This window comes from Bacteroidota bacterium, from assembly GCA_013696965.1.
In the GTDB taxonomy this organism is placed as follows: Bacteria; Bacteroidota; Bacteroidia; order JACCXN01; family JACCXN01; genus JACCXN01.
The window spans coordinates 167,765-184,311 of record JACCXN010000009.1 but is presented as its reverse complement, the minus strand read 5'-3'; the positions used below and the strand labels follow the sequence as shown (position 1 = coordinate 184,311).

The following is a 16,547-nucleotide window of genomic DNA, read 5'->3' as shown; positions in this document are numbered from 1 at the left end:
AAGGAAATGAAGAAGAAATAGAATTATTCCCTAAACTTCAAAACCACAAAAATCAATAAATGTTTAAATCACAGGTTCGGCATAAGTTTCAATTGCAGGACAACTGCAAATAAGATTTCTATCGCCAAATGCATTGTCAATCCTGCTTACGGAGGGCCAAAACTTACTGTTTCTTAACCAGTGAAGTGGATAAACAGCCTTTTCTCTTGAATAGGAATGATTCCAGTTGTCATTTATTACAACTGTAGATGTATGGGGTGCATTTTTAAGCACATTGTCTTTCATATCAGCTTTTCCACTTGCTATTTCTTGAATTTCTCCTTTTATAGAAATCATTGTGTCGCAAAAACGATCAAGTTCTGAAAGAGATTCGCTTTCTGTTGGCTCTACCATAAGTGTATCCACTACTGGAAAAGCAACAGTTGGGGCATGAAAGCCATAGTCCATTAATCTTTTGGCAATATCTGAAACCTCAACCCCGGCATTTTTTTTATACTCCTTGCAATCAAGTATCATTTCATGCGCAACTCTTCCTGATTTTCCAACATACAAAATACTGTAATCATCCTTTAATCGCTCTTTTATATAATTTGCGTTTAAAATGGCCACTTTGGTTGCCTCTGTTGCACCTTGTCCGCCCAGCATTTTAATATATCCATATGAAATCAAAAGAATAAGGCTGCTGCCAAAAGGGGCAGCGGAAACAGCCGTAATGCCACTTTTTCCTCCAGTCTTAATAATTTTGTGTGCAGGTAAAAAGGGTACAAGGTGAGTGGCAACACCTATAGGTCCCATTCCTGGGCCTCCGCCTCCATGGGGTATTGCAAAGGTTTTATGCAAGTTCAAATGGCAAACATCTGCACCAATGTTCCCCGGGCTTGTAAGACCCACTTGAGCATTCATATTTGCACCATCCATATAAACCTGTCCACCGTTTTCATGTATAATGTTTGTAATTGCAATAATCCCCTCCTCGTATACACCATGTGTTGAAGGATAGGTAACCATCAGGCAAGATAAAGTATCTTTATATTGTTCTGCTTTTTGTCGAAGATCGTTAATGTCAATATTTCCATATTCATCACATTTTACAACCACTACCTTCATTCCGGCCATTATAGCACTTGCAGGATTAGTGCCATGGGCAGAAGATGGAATAAGTGAGACATCGCGATGAGTATCACCACGGCTTTTGTGATATTCCCTTATAACCATAAGCCCTGCATATTCACCCTGTGCTCCGGAATTAGGTTGAAAGGACATAGCAGCAAAACCTGTAATCTCACAAAGTGCTATTTCAAGATCTTCTAACACCTGTGCATAGCCGCGTGCCTGATCAACAGGTACAAAAGGGTGCAAACCTGCAAATTCAGGGATTGTAATGGGGTAAAGTTCAGCCGCTGCATTTAGTTTCATTGTACATGAACCTAAGGGAATCATTGAATGGGTAAGAGAAAGATCTTTGTTTTCAAGCCTTTTAATATACCGCATCATTTCTGTTTCAGAATGAAAACTGCTGAATACTGGATGTGAAAGGTATTTTGAAGTTCTGCAAAAAGATTTATCCAGTGTTGTTTTTACCAAAACCAAATCCTCAGTTGTTACTGGAATGAATTCTGTATTTAATGCGGATGAAAATACTTCTAAAATTAGATTAATTTCCTCAATATCTGTTGTTTGATCAAGGCTTATTCCAATGTTTGAGGTATCAATATAGTTAAAATTGATTTCGTTTTTCAATGCTATTTCTTCAATCGTGTTAGCATTTACAGTATCAGGAAGACCAACTTTAATGGTGTCAAAGAACTGTTTGTTTTCAACAATAAATCCAAGCTCTTCTAATTTGGTGGAAAGCAAGACTGCAGCTGCGTGTGCTTTTTCCGCAATTTTTTTTATTCCTTCAGGTCCATGATAAACAGCAAACATAGAGGCCATAATGGCTAAAAGGGCTTGTGCCGTACAAATATTTGAGGTAGCCTTATCTCTTTTTATATGTTGTTCCCTTGTCTGTAAGGCCATTCTAAGGGCGGTATTCCCCTGCATATCAACAGAAACACCTATAATTCTTCCGGGAAGATGTCTTTTAAAATCCTCTCTTGTAGCAAAGAAAGCAGCATGTGGACCACCATAACCAAGTGGAACTCCAAAACGCTGTGAATTACCAGTCACTGCATCAGCTCCCCATTCACCAGGAGGGGTCAATAAAGCAAGGCTTAATAAATCTGTGGCAACAGCAACCAATGCACCATTTTGATGAGCAGAATCTGTAAATTTTTTATAATCGTTTATCTTTCCCTCAGCATCAGGATACTGAAGAAGTGCTCCAAATATTTTGTTCTTTCTTTCCAGTGGCAGGTTCTCAAAATCTAAATCAGTATGGTTGCCAATGATTAACTCTATACCAAGTGGCAGGGCTCTTGTTTTTAGAACATCAATGGTTTGTGGAAAACAGGAATCGGAAACAAAAAAAACGTGTGCATCGTTTTTTAAAGCCTCTCGGGAACGGGTATTGTAGAACATTGTCATTGCCTCTGCCGCAGCTGTAGCTTCATCCAATAAAGAAGCGTTAGCCATTTCCATACCAGTAAGGTCTGTAACCATGGTTTGGAAATTAAGAAGAGCTTCTAATCTTCCTTGAGAGATTTCAGCCTGATAGGGCGTGTATGCAGTATACCAGCCTGGATTTTCCAAAATGTTTCTTTGAATTACCGGTGGAGTAATGCAACCATTATAACCTAAACCTATAAAAGTTTTGTAGAGTTTATTTTTTGCAGCAATTTGTTTAATATGTTTGCTGTATTGAAATTCAGATAATGCATTAGGAAGGTTTAATGGCTTTTTTAGCCTAATAGAACCAGGAATGGTCTGTTCAATTAATTCATCAAGACTTGAAACGCCAATACGATCAAGCATGAAAGAAATTTCTTTTTCACGTGGACCATTATGTCTGGAAACAAAATTATCAGTGGTCATAAATTTTAGGATTGATTCAGTTAATATGGAAAGGGGCAAAATTAATATAAAGTTTGCTTGAATGAAGGTTGCAGGGGGTTTATTTTTTAACATTTGCAACGGCATTTTTATTCCATACCTTTGATAGTTGTTTTTAATTTGCCCTTTTAATGTTAAAAAGAAAAATTCTGTTGTTTATTTCATTTGTACTCCTATTAATGCCTTTTTCAAAAGGTCAGGATGTAATATGGCTAATGAATGGACGGACAATGGATGGTAAGGTTGTAACTATTAACGAATCTCAAGTAATTTATGAAAGCAAGAAAAAAAATAAAACAATTATAAAGGAATTAGAGACATACAGAATTTTTTCCATTTCCTATGGTGATGGACATACTCAGATTCTTTATACCCAGGATACCATAAGAGGTGATTATTTTTCAGCATCTGAAATGCATTATTTTGTAATGGGAGAACAGGATGCGTATAATTACCATCGAGCTCCAGGTGCTACTTTAATAGGTTTTACATTAGCTGCCACCGGAGGATTTTTTCTAGCCGGAGATTTTCTTTTACTTCTTGTGCCATTTGTATCTTCAGGTGTTCATACAATTCCGGGGATTAAAATTAGAAAAAAGAGAGTTTCAAATGTTGAATACCTAAAAGAAATAACATACATACAAGGGTATAAACGAGTGGCAAAGAATAAACGAATACAAAATGCAATAAAAGGAAGTTTAATTGGTGTTTTAGCGGGAGTTGCAACTTTCCATATCCTTAATAATAATAATCTGATAGGAGATTAATAGAATTGCATACCTTAAAAAGAGCAGTAGATTTATTGATTTTCAGCAATGTTTTTGTTTCCCTTTGTGCCGCTTGCCTTGCTTTTTGCACAAAAATAATCTTTCAAGTAAATGAAGGATTTTACCTGGAAGTTTTTGTTTTTTTTTCATCCCTTGCTGTCTATAACTTCCAGCGAATTATTCCTTCTCAAATAAGTGAGCATGCTCTTTTGTCTGTCCGTCACAAATGGATTGCCAACCATAGAAAAATGCTTGCTTATATAACCATAATAGCTTTCATTGCAGCATCCCTTGTTTTTGTTTTCTGGTTTAAAAATAAAATAGAAAGCATAGTACTGCTCCTGCCTTTTGGCTTTCTGTCGGTATGGTATGCTATGGATATGCACCAGATTTTACCTTTTTTAAAAGGAAGATTTAAAAAATTAAGGGGTGTTCCTTATTTTAAAATAGTGCTTATAGCTCTAACTTGGACTGCAGTTACAGTATGGCTTCCAATAATTGAATATGGAAGTGATTTTTCTAATACTTACATTTTTGTTATTTCTTTAGAACGAATGCTCTTTCTTTTTGCCATTACCCTTCCCTTCGACATAAGGGATATGAAACAGGATGAAATTCTAAATGTTAAAACAATTCCTATGATTTTGGGTGTAGAAAAAACCAAATATTTATCCTTTTTTTTATTAATTGTTTTCTCATTCAATACACTTTTAGAAAAAACTTGGTTTGCTACTGATCCAGGAATAATTACTGCACTTATTTTATCTGCTATTATTACAGGTTTTGTAATTTCTTTTGTAAAAAAAGAAAACAATGAATATTATTATTCTTTTTGGATTGAATCAACTATGTTAATTCAATTTTTGCTTTTGCTTGTTTTTGATTCCAATTTTTAAAATAAGAATTTAAATTAAACAAAAAAGGCTATCCATATGGACAGCCTTTTTTGTTTCTGTAAGAAGTTTTACTTTCTTAGTTTCAGAATTAAAAGTTATTGAACAACAACTGTTGTATCAACTGGTGCAGCTTCAGCAATAGCAATAGAATCCTGGATTCTCATTGCTTCAACTTCAGCAGCAATAATTGAAGCTTGAATTGAATCAGCAATTCTAATAGAATCCTGAGTTTGTTGTTCAACTTGTTCGGCACTTGGGCCACAGGCAACTAAGCCTAATAAAACTGCACCTAAAGCGGTGTTAATAATTGTTTTCATTTTGTGAGATTGTTTGCCGCAAATGTAGCATAAGAATTATCATGTTTTCAACTGATTCAATATTTTTTTTTGCCTGATTTTCAATGCGATGTATAAAAAAAAACTATTTCCCCCTGTTTTCAATGAATTTTTCTGCTTATAATGATCTTTGTGTTTATTTTCAGGTAAATAAGGGTGTTTGGAATGATTAATTCTCTTACATTAAATTATAGAGGTTGAAAAAAGGGGCTCAAATTTTTTAAGGATTAAATTTTGGCAAGTGGTTTAATTCAGGTAAGAAAACAAGCCCCAATTAATTAAATTCCTTCTGTTTTTTTGTTATTTTTTTTTGAATCAATTCGTCAAAGCTGTATTTTCCACTACCTACTATGAAAATAGTTAGGAAAGTCAAAAGATAAAGTAAGGATAATCCTTTTTACTAAAAGGATCAAACTGATGAACGATAAATGCTGCAACCGCCATAGTAATAATTGGGGGTATAGTTGCAATTTTAGTAAAAGCACCAAATAAAATAAAGATAGAACATATTGCTTCAGAAAAGCTTGCTAATACTAGTGAAGTTATCATGCCAATACCAAGAGGATCTGCAAATTCGTAGTCTCCAGACATTAATTTCGATAATTTAGGCAAACCATGGGTTAACATAAATGTAGAAATACTTATCCTGAAGAACAATATCCACAAATGGATTGCTTTAATACTAAAAGCAGTGGTGAAAATTAATGACACTATTTGTTTTATCATTATTTAGAATAATTACTTAAATAATATTGAAATACAATTTTTGTTTTTTCAATCAAAATTGTAGCTAGACAAGTTCATTTAACAAACTACTTAAATCAAGTTCAGCGGTATAAATATTAATTGTTCCGTCTGCTTTTTTTGGCCATTGTTCCATGGGCCTATCCCAATATAATTCCACACCATTCCTGTCAGGATCATTAAAATAAATTGCTTCTGACACACCATGATCAGCTGAACCAGTAATAGGATAATGAAAATCTAAAAGTCTTTTATAAGCAGTGGCAAGGTCTTTTCTAGTAGGATATAAAATTGCAAAATGAAATAATCCGGTACTTCTTAATGCAGAAGGAGAACTGTTTTTGCTATACCAGGTATTTAATCCAATGTGGTGATGGTATCCACCTGCTGAAATAAATGCAGCATCATTTCCCATTTTAGTTATAAGAGAAAAGCCAAGAAGTTCACAATAAAAATTCAATGCCCGTTCCAAGTCAGAAACTTTTAAATGAATATGACCTATTCTGGTTTGGGAGGGGATAATATATCGTGTCTCCATAATTTATCTGATAATTCAAATCTTTAAATAGAAAGATCGCTTTCGTATAAATTTAAGAAATAAAATCAGAATAAATGATAGTTGCCATAAAACCTCTAAAGTGCATTAAAACTTATTTTTCACTTTGTTTTAAAGCTTTAGTATTTTATTTTCAGAATAAAAAAGAATTATTTCTATTGATTTTTATGTGGAAAAAGTTAAGTCAAGCGCTTCACAAACCCTGAAAGCTGCTTCATTAAGGTCCTTTTCATTATGAGCCTCTGAAATAAAACCAACTTCATAACCGGATGGACCTATATATACACCCCTGTTTAAAAGTTCCCAATAAAATATTTTGAATTTATCCATACTACGAGAGTCGATTTCTTCGGCAGAACGAATTGCTTTTTTTAATGTAAATGCAAACCAGAAAACGGATCCAATGCTGAAAATTTTGAATTCATAACCTTTATTAACACTATGATTATTAATAATACCGATAAATAAATTTGTTTTTGCTTCAAGCGTTGAATAAAATTCTTTTTTAAGGCATTCTGTGAGTTGGGCTATTCCTGCAGACATGGCAACAGGATTTCCTGAAAGAGTACCAGCCTGGTATACATTTCCTTCAGGAGAGATGTGAGACATTATCAATGCGCTTGCGCCATATGCACCAACAGGCAATCCACCTCCGATTATTTTCCCAAATGTAATAATATCGGGTTTGATATTATAAAATCCTGCTGCACCTTCAAATCCCAAACGGAAACCTGATATCACTTCATCAAAAAACAATAATGTACCATTGGCCGAGCATATTTCCCTTAAAAATGTAAGGAATTCTTTTTCCTGGATAAGTAAACCATTATTAGCAGGTACAGGTTCAATGATAATACAAGCAATTTGATCTTTAAACTCAGCAAAAGCTTTTTCAACAGCCTGTCTGTTATTTAAGGGCACAACAAGAGTCTCGTTTGTAAATGCCTCCGGAACTCCTGCTGAGGATGATGTTCCAAATGTTACAAGCCCTGAACCTGCTTTTACCAGCAACGAATCCGCATGTCCATGGTAACAACCTTCAAATTTCAATATTTTTTTCCTTCCTGTAAAGCCCCTTGCCAAACGAATTGCAGACATAACAGCTTCAGTTCCGGAACTTACAAAACGTAATTTTTCTATAAATCTATGGTTTGAAAGAATCAACTCAGCCAGTTCATTTTCAAGACGGGTGGGTGCGCCAAAAGATGTACCATTTGCAATGGTTTGAACTACTTTTGTTCTTACTTTTTCATTGTTATGTCCAAGGATTAATGGGCCCCAGGAACAACAAAAGTCAATGTATTTATTGCCGTCTGCATCCCAGACATTGCACCCATCACCCCTTTCAATAAAAACAGGATTTCCACCCACTGAACGAAAGGCTCTTACTGGTGAATTTACACCTCCTGGAAACAGAGTTTTTGCCTTTTCAAATAATCGTGTTGATTCTACAAATTCCATAAGTTTTAATTTTCTGCGCAAATATAGTTGAATTTGTATCTTTGGGCCTTTAAAAAAAATGAAGAAAATATGAATTTTGTTAATTCAATTGAGTTTGCTCTACAGGAAGATGATCAGGATAAACTAAGAAAATTTCAGAGTAAGTTTCTTTTTCCAGAAATTGGCGGTAAAAAAGCAGTTTATTTATGTGGTAATTCATTAGGATTGCAACCTGTAACCGTGAAAGATGCAGTATTGCAGGAACTGGATGACTGGGCTAAATTAGGAGTTGAGGGCCATATGAAAGCAAGAAGCCCCTGGCTTTCATACCATGAACAGTTTTCTGAACCTGTTGCAAGAATTGTAGGAGCCTTGCCAAATGAAATAGTAGTAATGAATCAACTTACTGTAAATCTTCATTTATTGATGGCATCTTTTTATCGGCCATCAAAAGAAAGATATAAAATTATTTGTGAAGCCAAAGCCTTTCCCTCCGATCAATATGCATTGGAATCACAGGTAAGGTTTCATGGTTTTAATCCCGAAGATGCCATAATAGAGGTAAAACCAAGAGATGGCGAGTACCTGATAAGAAACGAAGATATTATTTCAAGTATTGAAAAAGCAGGCGATTCCCTTGCTTTGGTTATGATTGGTGGTGTAAATTATTATACCGGCCAGGTTTTTGACATGGAACAAATTACTGAATCTGCTCATAAAGTTGGAGCTTATGCTGGGTTCGACCTGGCTCATGCTACAGGCAACATCAAATTAAACCTGCATGCCTGGAAAGTCGATTTTGCCTGTTGGTGCAGTTATAAATATTTAAATTCAGGTCCAGGAGGTGTTTCCGGAGTATATATTTATGAGAAGCATGCCAGAAACAAAAATTTAACAAGGTTTGCCGGATGGTGGGGTCATGACAAAAAAACAAGATTTTTAATGGGGAAAAATTTTGTACCCATTGAATCTGCTGAAGGATGGCAACTAAGCAATGCTCCAGTGCTTTCCATGGCTGCTCATAAAGCTTCAATTTCTATTTTTGAAGAAGCGGGGATGGATAATTTGATACAAAAGAGCAAAAAAATGACGGCATATCTTGAATTTATCATTGAGGATATTAACCGAAAGATCACTAATGGAGGTAAATTGGAAATAATAACACCCAAAGATGAAAAGGCAAGGGGATGTCAAATTTCAATTGTAGCACATAATAGGGGGAAGGAATTATTTAATGTTATTTCTGAAAATGGAATAATTGCTGATTGGAGGGAACCTAACGTAATCCGAATTGCTCCTGTTCCTTTATATAATTCATTTGAGGATTTATGGAAGTTTGGTCAGATAATTTCATCATGCCTTTAACCCAAAAAAGTTCTTTTAAAATAAAATTGTTGAACAAGCATTTTTGATACAATTAATAATAATTCTCTGTTTTTAAATTGCACGTGTTTTAAAAAGTAAAAAAATGGCTGAAAAAGTAACAATAATAGGAGCAGGGTTAGTAGGATCTTTATTTTCAATTTACCTTGCCCGTAAAGGTTATCATGTAGATCTTTTTGAAAGAAGGACTGATATGCGCAAAGAAAAAATTTCAGCTGGCAAATCCATTAATCTTGCGCTTTCTGATAGAGGATGGAAAGCCCTGGAGTTAATTGGAGTTGCTGAGGAAGTAAAAAAAGTAGCCATCCCTATGCATGGAAGAATGGTACATGATGTTAAAGGCGAGCTCAGCTTTTATCCTTATGGAAAAGATAGTCAATCGATTTACTCAGTCTCCCGGGGCGGACTGAATTCCACGTTAATGAATTTAGCAGAAAGTCACCCTAATTTAAGTCTCTATTTTAATGAAAAATGCATAGATGTTAATTTAGATAGTTCAGAAATAATTTTTGAAAACCAGGCAAGTAAAAACAAGGTTTCTGTTTATGGGAACAAGATTATCGGTGCAGACGGAGCTTTTTCTACAGCAAGATTGGCGCTTCAAATGACTGATAGATTTAATTATTCTCAGGAATATCTTGAACATGGATATAAAGAGTTGACAATTCCTGCCAACACTGATGGAACGTGGAAAATTGAAAAAAATGCACTTCATATTTGGCCAAGAGGGGAATATATGCTTATTGCATTACCCAATTTGGATGGTAGTTTTACTTGTACCTTGTTTTTTCCTTTTGAAGGAGAAAATTCCTTCGGAACTTTAAAAACGGCAAAGGATGTATCTGCTTTTTTTGAAAAGGTGTTTCCAGATGCGGTATCCTTAATGCCAACCTATGTTGAGGATTTTGAAAACAACCCAACATCGTCTCTTGTAATGATAAAATGTAATCCCTGGAATTACAAAGACAAACTTCTTTTAATTGGAGACGCTTCTCATGGGATAGTTCCTTTTTTCGGTCAAGGTATGAACAGTGGATTCGAAGACTGTACAGTTTTGGCAGAGCTTTTCGAAAAGCATGGAGAAGATTGGGAGAAGGTTTTCAATTCGTTTTCTGCAATTCGAAAACCTGACACTGATGCTATTTGCCAATTGGCTCTAAATAACTACATTGAAATGAGGGATTTGGTTGCCGATCCAATGTTTGTTTTGAGAAAAAAAATCGAGTCTCGTTTCCATCAAAAATACCCTGATAAATGGGTACCATTGTATTCAATGGTTACTTTTAGTGACATGCCTTATTCCGCTGCATTAAAGGAAGGAAGTTTCCAGGATAACATTATGAAAAAAATATTGTCAATAAAAAACATTGAACAAATTTGGGATAGTGAAGAAGTAGAGATGGAAATTTTAAAATATTTTTAATTTGTTCCGGTAATTCAGACTCGTGAAAGGGAGTAGTATTTTCTGGCTAAAATGCAAAGGGATTAAATTATTATTTTAGAAAGGGATTGTTTTTCTTTTCAATTCCAATGTTTGTTGCTGGGCCATGACCGGAATATACTTTAAAGTCATCTCCAAGTGGGAATAATTTATTTTTTATGCTTGCAATTAAAGTATCAAAATCACCTCCTGGAAGATCGGTTCTTCCGATACTTCCTTGAAAAAGCACATCACCTGCAATTATGAATTTTTGTTCGTCATTATAAAGAGAAACACTTCCAGCAGAATGTCCTGGGGTAAATAATACTTTTAAACTACTGTTACCAAATTTAATGTTGTCTCCCTCATCAATAAAAGATTCTGGTTCTGGCGATGGATCTGCGTGAATTCCATAAAGATGCCCATATTGAGAAACCCCGCGAAGACCTGGAATTTCAATTGCATTCATTATTGGGGTTAAACCATATGTTTTATGGATAAAATCGTTCCCAAGAACATGGTCAATATGTGCGTGGGTAAGTACTAGCATTACTGGTTTTAGTTCTTTTAATTTAATAAAATCCGCTAATTCCCTTTTTTCCGAAGGACTATAACAGCCAGGATCTACTATAATACACTCTTTTGTTTCATCATAAAGTATGTAAGTGTTCTCCTGAAAAGGATTGAAAGTGAAAAAATCTATTTGAATCATTTAATAAAAAGATAAATTGTGCGTTTGCAAATTTAGCGATAATTAAAATTAAAGTTTTAACTTTACATAAATGTATCTTTTTGTTATATTCAATTGAGCAAGCTAATAAAAATATGTAAAGTAAACACAGCTATTTTGGCTGTTGTTATTGCTTTTGCCGGAATTCTTCATTCTTCCTTAATTCGTGCCCAGTTTTACAATGGTTCCCAAATGGAATTTGGCAAGAACAGGGTTCAATACGATGAATTTCTGTGGAGTTATTATCGCTTTGAAAAAATCGAGACCTACTTTTATCCGGGTGGGAAAGAATTGGCTATTTATACTGCCAAAACCGCAACTGATCATATTTCCGATCTTGAGGCCATTTTTGATTATGAAATTGAAAACAATATTCAATTCATAATTTATAACAAGCAAAGTCATTTCAGGCAAAGTAATTTAGGGGCAAGTACTGACAATACATACAATATTGGTGGAGTAACAAATATTGTTGGTTCTAAAGTTTTCATTTATTTCGAGGGTGATCATGCAAAACTAGATGCACAAATAAGAGCAGGAGTGGCAGAGGTACTGGTTAACGAAATGCTTTACGGGGGAGATTGGAGGGAAATAATGAAAAATTCAGCTCTGTTGGTTCTCCCTGATTGGTATTTGCAAGGGTTAATTTCATATGCTGCTGATCCCTGGAATGTTTATGTTGAAAACAAAGTAAAGGATGGTGTTCTTTCCGGAAAGTATGATAAGTTTAATCGATTAGCTGGTGATAATGCAGTAAATGCCGGTCATTCAATGTGGCATTTTATAGCTGAAACGTATGGGCCAAATACAGTTTCGAATATTCTTTACATGACTCATGTGAGTCGTAACATTGAAAGCGGATTCCTTTTTGTTTTGGGAGCATCTCTGAAAACACTTACCATGGAATGGATGAATTACTATAAAACAAAGTATGAAACTTTAGATGATACCAGAATTCTTGCAGAAACTAATCTTATACCAGTAAAGAACAGGAAAAACCGGGTATACAGTCAATTAAAATCCAGTCCGGATGGAAGGTATGTTGCTTTTGTTTCTAATGAACTTGGCCAGTATAAAGTTTTCATTTACGACAAGGAGAAAAAAAGAATGAAGCGCATATTAAAAGAAGGACATCGGCTCTTGCGCATTAATGATTTTTCTTATCCTATTCTTTCCTGGCATCCTGCTGGCCAAATGTTGGCTATTATGGTGGAGGATCAAGCAAAGCCACATCTTTTACTATATTCTTTAGAGGATAAAAAAACAGAAAGCAGGCCTATTTTTATTTTAGATAAAATACTTGACTTTTCATATTCTCCTGATGGCAGGGAAATGGTTTTTTCTGCGGTATTAAATGGGCAATCTGATATTTATATTTATAATATTGGTGCAAACACACAAAATCAAATAACGAAAGATATTTTTGATGATTTAAATCCTCGTTTTATAAATAAAGGAAAGCAGGTAATCTTTAGTTCTAATCGCACTGATGATACCATTAGAACAAAAGGGGTAGATATTAAATCCTACAACAGTAACAGGGATGTATTTATTTATGATCTTGCCAGTAAATCAAATGTTTTAAAAAGAGTAACCAATACTCATCATGTTGATGAATTGCAGCCTCAGCAATGGAATGACAATGATGTAACTTATTTAAGCAATCAAAACAGAGTTTACAATCGTTTTGTTGCTGAATTTGATAGTGTAATAAGTCATATTGATACTGCGGCACATTACCGGCAAACCATAACTGCCGCACCCATTACTAATTATCCTCGTCATATTCTTGAACATGAAACTGAAACTAAAGCAGGAAAATTATCTGAAATAGTATTTCATAATGGAAAGTACAAACTTTTTTTGCAGGAACTGGGTGAAAATCCTGAACAAAATTTTCAAAATTTCGAGCAGACTCCGTTCCCTTTAAACAAAAGTAAAATTCCTGAAAAAAGTAAAACCTCAAGCGCTACTACCAAAAACAAAAACAATTCTGCATCAAAACAAGCAGAACCACAACAACAAGCAAAAGATACTACGGTAAGTAAATCAAGATTTCAAAGTGTAAAAGTATTTGATGAAACATCCACAGATTCTACAATGGTGGATATAAATAATTATAAATTTGATAAAAAAGCAGAAGCTGAGAAAAGACAAAATCCGGTGTCCACTCAAAAAGATACAGCTTTTCAATCGATTATAAAAAAGGAGGATAATACTGATGAACCTGAGGAATTCATTTTACCCAATCTTCGAAATTATAACATTACTTATTATACTAATTATGTTGTATCTCAAATAGATAACAATTTAACAAACTTATCCTATCAGCCTTTTATGGGTGGGGGAGGATTTTTTAACCCGGGAATGAATGGGTTATTTAAAATCGGGATTAGCGATTTATTTGATAATCGCAGGATTATGGGTGGTGTAAGGCTTTCTCCAAATCTTCAAACCAACGAATATTTGTTGAGTTATGAAGATTATACCAGAAGGCTTAACAGGCAATACATTTTCAATCGCAGAGGAATGATGCTTTCAGATGGCATAACCTTAAAAAAGATACATACCCATGAGATAAGGCATGTTTTAAGTTGGCCCTTTAGTGAGGTCGCAAGTGTTAGAGGTACTGCAAGTTTAAGACAGGATAGAAAGGTTACCCTTGCCACAGATTATGACCGATTAAGGAATTATCCAACATTATTTGATTATTGGGCAGGAGCTAAATTGGAATATGTTTTCGATAATGTTCTCCCACTTGGGGTGAATTTGAACAGGGGAACAAGATCTAAAATATTTGCAGAGTATTACAGACATCTTCAGATTGAAGGTGTAAATATTTATGTTTTAGGATTGGACTTCAGGCACTATATTAAGATCCACCGTGATTTTATTTGGGCCAACAGGTTTGCTGCAAGTACTTCTCTGGGTTCCCATAAACTTATTTATTTCATGGGTGGAGTAGACAATTGGTTATTACCAAGATTCGACCAGGAAACCCGAATTGATTATTCACAAAATTATGTGTTTCAGACCTTGGCAACAAACATGAGGGGTTTCCACCAGAATGCAAGAAATGGAAATTCATTTGCAGTTATTAATAGTGAATTAAGGATGCCCATTTTCAGATATTTGGTTAATCAACCCATTAAATCTGATTTCATTAATAATTTCCAAATAATTGGATTTACAGATATTGGAACAGCATGGAATGGATTGTCTCCTTATTCTGAAGATAATACTTTAAATACAGAAATTATATATGCTAATCCTTTTGTTATTACTTTGAAAAACCAAAAAGAACCAATAATTGCAGGATATGGTTTTGGTTTAAGAAGCCGTTTATGGGGTTATTTTATAAGAGCTGATTGGGCTTGGGGAGTTGAAGACGGAGTGGTGAAGCCAAGAATATTTTACCTTTCCTTAAGTTTAGATTTTTAAAATGAATTTTTCTTTAATTATTGGCTTACTTTTTATTGGCTTAGTTGCAGGGGTGTTGAGTGGTATGATTGGTATTGGAGGAGGCATTGTAATTGTACCTGCTCTTGTTTATTTTTTAGGACTTACCCAACATCAAAGCCAAGGTACCAGTTTATTAATGATGTTGCCTCCTATTGGTGTGCTTGCTGCAATTAACTATTACAAAAGCTCACACATGCAGCAAGATTTTAAATACATTGTCTTTGCACTTATACTTTCAGCAGCTTTTCTTATTGGTGGTTATATAGGTTCCCGAATTTCCATAAACATTGATAAAGTTACTTTACAAAAAGTTTTTGGTATTATCCTTTTTGTAATTGCCATTAAAATGTTTTTTTTTAGTAAGTAAATTTCTCTTTGGAAAAATCAATTCAAAAAATCAAACAACTTGCCTCTTCCTTTCTTGGGGAAATTACAGCAGTACGCAGGCATTTACATATGTACCCGGAATTATCATTTAAAGAATTTAAAACTGCCGATTATATTTCAGACCAACTAAAAGCATTAAATATCCCTCATCAAAAAGGAATTGTTGAAACTGGAATAGTAGCAATCATTGAGGGAAGAAACCCTGCCTCAGCTATAATAGCATTAAGAGCCGATATGGATGCATTGCCCATTAATGAATCAAATGATGTGGATTATAAGTCTAAAAATAGTGGTATAATGCATGCCTGTGGTCATGATGTTCATTCAGCATCTTTAATTGGAGCAGCAAAAATATTGACTGCGTTGAAAGATGATTTTGAAGGGACAATTAAATTGATTTTCCAGCCAGGAGAAGAGAAGTTGCCAGGCGGGGCATCCTTAATGATAAAGCAGGGAGTATTGGAGAATCCAAAGCCGCAATCTATTTTTGCACAGCATGTTTTTCCTTCACTTGAAACTGGAAAAGTTGGTTTTAAAAGCGGGATGTATATGGCTTCCACAGATGAAATTTATTTGACAATAAAAGGAAAAGGAGGTCATGCTGCCATGCCCGAGCATTACAATAATCCAATCTATATTGCAGCTGAAATTTTACTTGCTCTTCAACAGGAATTTATGCATCCTGATAATAAAAATATTCCGGATATACCCACTGTATTGGCTTTTGGAAAATTCATGGCAAATGGTGCCACAAATGTGATTCCTGATGAGGTTAAAGTTGAAGGTACTTTCCGTACAATGGATGAGCAGTGGAGAACGCAAGCACATAAAAAGATGAAAGAACTGGCCGAAAAAATTGCTATTGAAAAGGGTGGGACATGTGAATTTGAAATACGAATTGGATATCCTTATTTAGAAAATAGTCCTCAAACCACTGAGAAAGCCCGAAATGCAGCTGAAGAATATCTTGGAAAAGAAAATATTGTAGAACTCTCCTTAAGAATGACAGCTGAAGATTTTTCATTTTATACTCAGCATATACCCGGCTGTTTCTACCGTTTGGGCACTGCAAACAGCAAAAAAGGGATTACCTCAGGAGTACATACATCAACCTTTGATATAGATGAAAAAGCCTTGGAAACAGGAATGGGCTTACTTGCTTTTTTAGCGGTTAATGAACTTAAGAGTTTACAAAAGCAGAAATAATAAAAAGCATTTGAATGCTTTAAAATGGTTTAGTTGTTTATTTTGAAGAGATAAAATATACAGATCCTTCTGGTGAAAATAAAACAATACTGGTTTTAAGGTTGTTTTTAATAGAGCACGAAAACCATTGAATGTTTCAATTTTAGTTTTGGCGGTTTAAAATTTGCGTTTCAAAATGCAATAAGTTTTAGTTGCTGCATTTTCCGGGTTTTTTTAAATCAAATTCATAA

Annotated in this window: 12 protein-coding genes and 1 pseudogene; 7 read left to right on the top strand and 6 right to left on the bottom strand. The window is 34.6% G+C overall.

The genetic code is table 11. The features are described from left to right. Positions 1–63 precede the first annotated feature (63 nt). The gene (gcvP, locus tag H0V01_01970; protein ID MBA2582136.1) at positions 64–2,973 is read right to left on the bottom strand and encodes an aminomethyl-transferring glycine dehydrogenase; all 2,910 of its coding nucleotides are present in this window, start codon (positions 2,971–2,973) and stop codon (positions 64–66) included. A gap of 149 nt (positions 2,974–3,122) precedes the next feature. Between gcvP and H0V01_01965 the strand changes: the two genes are divergently transcribed. After that, entirely contained in the window at positions 3,123–3,758 is a 636-nt protein-coding gene (locus tag H0V01_01965) for a hypothetical protein (protein ID MBA2582135.1), read from the top strand. Positions 3,759–3,763: 5 nt separating this feature from the next. Next, positions 3,764–4,654, top strand: coding sequence for a hypothetical protein (locus tag H0V01_01960; GenBank protein ID MBA2582134.1), 891 nt, complete (start codon positions 3,764–3,766; stop codon positions 4,652–4,654). Positions 4,655–4,749: 95 nt separating this feature from the next. On the opposite strand, the gene H0V01_01955 is transcribed toward H0V01_01960, so the two are convergent. The 4 genes and pseudogenes from H0V01_01955 to hemL all read right to left on the bottom strand — a co-directional run bounded on the left by H0V01_01955 (position 4,750) and on the right by hemL (position 7,750). Then, positions 4,750–4,971 carry a hypothetical protein gene (locus tag H0V01_01955; GenBank protein MBA2582133.1) on the bottom strand — a complete coding sequence of 74 codons (222 nt, stop codon included), beginning with the start codon at positions 4,969–4,971 and terminating at the stop codon, positions 4,750–4,752. Positions 4,972–5,263: 292 nt separating this feature from the next. After that, positions 5,264–5,715: pseudogene (locus H0V01_01950) on the bottom strand (DoxX family protein). Between the two features lie 64 nt (positions 5,716–5,779). Further along, positions 5,780–6,271 carry a VOC family protein gene (locus H0V01_01945; GenBank protein ID MBA2582132.1) on the bottom strand — a complete coding sequence of 164 codons (492 nt, stop codon included), beginning with the start codon at positions 6,269–6,271 and terminating at the stop codon, positions 5,780–5,782. 183 nt (positions 6,272–6,454) lie between these two features. Further along, positions 6,455–7,750, bottom strand: a complete 1,296-nt coding sequence (gene hemL, locus H0V01_01940; GenBank protein ID MBA2582131.1) for a glutamate-1-semialdehyde 2,1-aminomutase — start codon at positions 7,748–7,750, stop codon at positions 6,455–6,457. Positions 7,751–7,819: 69 nt separating this feature from the next. Here hemL and kynU point away from each other — a divergent pair, with 69 nt between their 5' ends. Further along, the gene (kynU, locus tag H0V01_01935) at positions 7,820–9,094 is read left to right on the top strand and encodes a kynureninase (GenBank protein ID MBA2582130.1); all 1,275 of its coding nucleotides are present in this window, start codon (positions 7,820–7,822) and stop codon (positions 9,092–9,094) included. Positions 9,095–9,197: 103 nt separating this feature from the next. Continuing rightward, entirely contained in the window at positions 9,198–10,535 is a 1,338-nt protein-coding gene (locus H0V01_01930) for an FAD-dependent monooxygenase (GenBank protein ID MBA2582129.1), read from the top strand. A gap of 70 nt (positions 10,536–10,605) precedes the next feature. Here the strand turns inward: H0V01_01930 and H0V01_01925 are convergent, their stop codons facing one another. Beyond that, positions 10,606–11,244 (bottom strand): MBL fold metallo-hydrolase, encoded by a 639-nt coding sequence (locus H0V01_01925; GenBank protein ID MBA2582128.1) that lies wholly within the window; start codon positions 11,242–11,244, stop codon positions 10,606–10,608. Between the two features lie 93 nt (positions 11,245–11,337). Here H0V01_01925 and H0V01_01920 point away from each other — a divergent pair, with 93 nt between their 5' ends. The 3 genes from H0V01_01920 (at position 11,338) to H0V01_01910 (ending at position 16,317) form a co-directional block, all read left to right on the top strand. After that, on the top strand, positions 11,338–14,703 hold the full coding sequence (locus H0V01_01920) for a PD40 domain-containing protein (protein ID MBA2582127.1): 3,366 nt from the start codon (positions 11,338–11,340) through the stop codon (positions 14,701–14,703). A 1-nt stretch (position 14,704) separates the two neighbouring features. Next, positions 14,705–15,091: a sulfite exporter TauE/SafE family protein gene (locus tag H0V01_01915; protein ID MBA2582126.1), complete on the top strand. Its 387-nt coding sequence runs from the start codon at positions 14,705–14,707 to the stop codon at positions 15,089–15,091. Between the two features lie 89 nt (positions 15,092–15,180). Further along, positions 15,181–16,317 (top strand): amidohydrolase, encoded by a 1,137-nt coding sequence (locus H0V01_01910; protein MBA2582125.1) that lies wholly within the window; start codon positions 15,181–15,183, stop codon positions 16,315–16,317. The last annotated feature ends 230 nt before the right edge of the window (positions 16,318–16,547 follow it).